Raw genomic sequence first — 2,116 nt, forward strand, 5'->3', positions numbered from 1 at the left:
GGAAAATGAAGTTGACCCACTCGGCTTAGGGATTATTGATCGCAGTAAAAGGAAATCTTGGAATGAAAAAGACTTTTACAAAAATATCTATCCTAAAATGAAATTTTCAATACAGACGAATATTAAAATACGCCAGTCTGGAGTGGGACAATAATGCGAAGCAATGTAAAAGAACAATTTCTTGTCTCTTCTTTCTTTACTTTTTTCTTAATCCATTCTTCACAAATTGGTATAAGCATACTTAGTTTTCAAACTGACATTTCGAAAAATGCTAAGCAGGATGCGTGGTTAGGAGTTATAATATCTGGATTATCAATTCATCTATTAATTTGGTTAGTTTATCGAACACTTGATGAAAATCACAATGATTTAATTTCAATACATCAGTTTTGTTTCGGTAATATTATTGGAAATCTACTGTCGATCCTAGTACTTTTTTATTTTTTGTTAGAAGCATTTACTGTTTTTCGAACATATATCGAAGTTATACAAGTGTGGATCTATCCAAATCTTCAAACGTGGAAATTAGCTCTTCTATTAGGTTTTATGATATTTTATTTAATTTCAGGAGGCTTCCGTTTATTAACAGGATTTACTGTTTGGGGAGTGATACTACCTAGCTTTTTATTGATTTTTATATATTTTCCACTGAAACATGCCAATCCACTCCTCTTACAACCTATGTTTAATCATTCTGTAAAAGAGATCTTTATATGCTCGAAAACAGCTAGTCTACTATATATTGGCTTTGAGTGGATTTATATGTATTATCCATTTATTAAAAACCCTAAAAGTAGTCTTAAATTTGCTCATCTCGCTAATCTAGTTTCTACAATAATTTACACGGTTATAATCATTATAACTTTTATGTATTTCAATCAAGAAACTTTAGAACATATGCACTCGGCAACTTTAAATATGACAAAGGTAGTAAAGATGCCATTTATTGAACGATTTGAATATATTTTTATATTTATATGGCTTTTAGAGATTATACCTCCAATTTGTTTACCTATATGGGCTTGTACTAGGATTTTGAAAAGAATGTCCAACAATTTTAGACCAAAAATTTCATTAGTATGCTTCATTATTATCCTTATAATAGGTTCCTGTTATATAGACGACATGAAAAAATTACCAGTAGTTTCCCGTTCTGTATCAAAAATTGGATTTTACTTTATATATATATATATTCCGTTACTTTTTTTAATAAAATTATTTAAAAGTCATGTCATTAAATTACTAAGTAAAAATTAAAAAAACGCTCAGAAGACTTTTTCTGAGCATTTTAATCAAAATTCTAGCTATTTTTGAAAAGTATCAGAGCATTTACAAAGCATATTGTGGTTTCCTGGCACTTTAAATGTAGAACTAAATGAACCCAATACACTTCCTTCTGATGTTAACGTTTGGAAAAAGAAGAGTATAGTGGAACAGTGTCTGTAAGCATACTCCCTTGTAAAATAGAAATTGCTACTGATGTAAAACTTCGTGATAAATTAAACTTAAAAGATGGAGATTTAGTTGAGGTAGTGATCTCTTAAAAATAAGGCTGCTTTAGCAGCCTTCTTTTTATTTTGCAAATTAGCAATATCCGGAGTTACCTCTAGTCTAGGCACCATCAGTTCCCCATTAATGACCAATTTCCTGTTTAATTTGTTCCATGATCTCATCGTAGGAAATTCTTCAGAAAGAAAGTAAAGTATTTTCAGCATGCACACTCTCATTCAGTTTTGTTTTTTTCACATGAGTAACCAACAAGTCTATAAAACTTCTCGCTGCAGATCCAATATATTTTTCTTTATGATGTACAATGGCAATTTCGTCCTCATTAATAATGTAATAGGAGTTTAAATTTACTTATTTGTTTTAAGCTTATATTTAAATTTAGTTACTTTAAATTTGATTAAATATTAGGTTACCTATTACATAAGATTTAATACATCTCCCTTCGAAACAGTATAAAAGTATAATAAGATCTTGATGTTTCGAATTTAAGCACAACTTGTTTCGAAGTTGTAAATAATTAAAAATTATATAAAAATGAAGCAAACTATTTAAGCTAAAATAAAAAGAGTTTTTGATTTGGCATCAATTTATAATTCTCAAACCTTTC

Annotated in this window: 2 protein-coding genes; both read left to right on the forward strand. The window is 29.0% G+C overall.

Annotation, left to right across the window (positions count from 1 at the left end; translation table 11 throughout):
- A partial coding sequence (locus CN514_RS26950) for a Ger(x)C family spore germination C-terminal domain-containing protein (RefSeq protein ID WP_217993962.1) occupies positions 1–154 on the forward strand: 154 nt, incomplete at its 5' end.
- Positions 154–1,257: a GerAB/ArcD/ProY family transporter gene (locus CN514_RS24485; RefSeq protein WP_098234797.1), complete on the forward strand. Its 1,104-nt coding sequence runs from the start codon at positions 154–156 to the stop codon at positions 1,255–1,257. The genes CN514_RS26950 and CN514_RS24485, both read left to right, overlap by 1 nt.
- The last annotated feature ends 859 nt before the right edge of the window (positions 1,258–2,116 follow it).

It is taken from the genome of Bacillus sp. AFS001701 (assembly GCF_002559405.1).
GTDB lineage: Bacteria > Bacillota > Bacilli > Bacillales > Bacillaceae_G > Gottfriedia.

Coding starts and splice junctions, on each gene's coding strand:
- CN514_RS24485 (WP_098234797.1), top strand. CDS start 154: ATGCGAAGCAATGTAAAAGAACAATTTCTTGTCTCTTCTTTCTTTACT.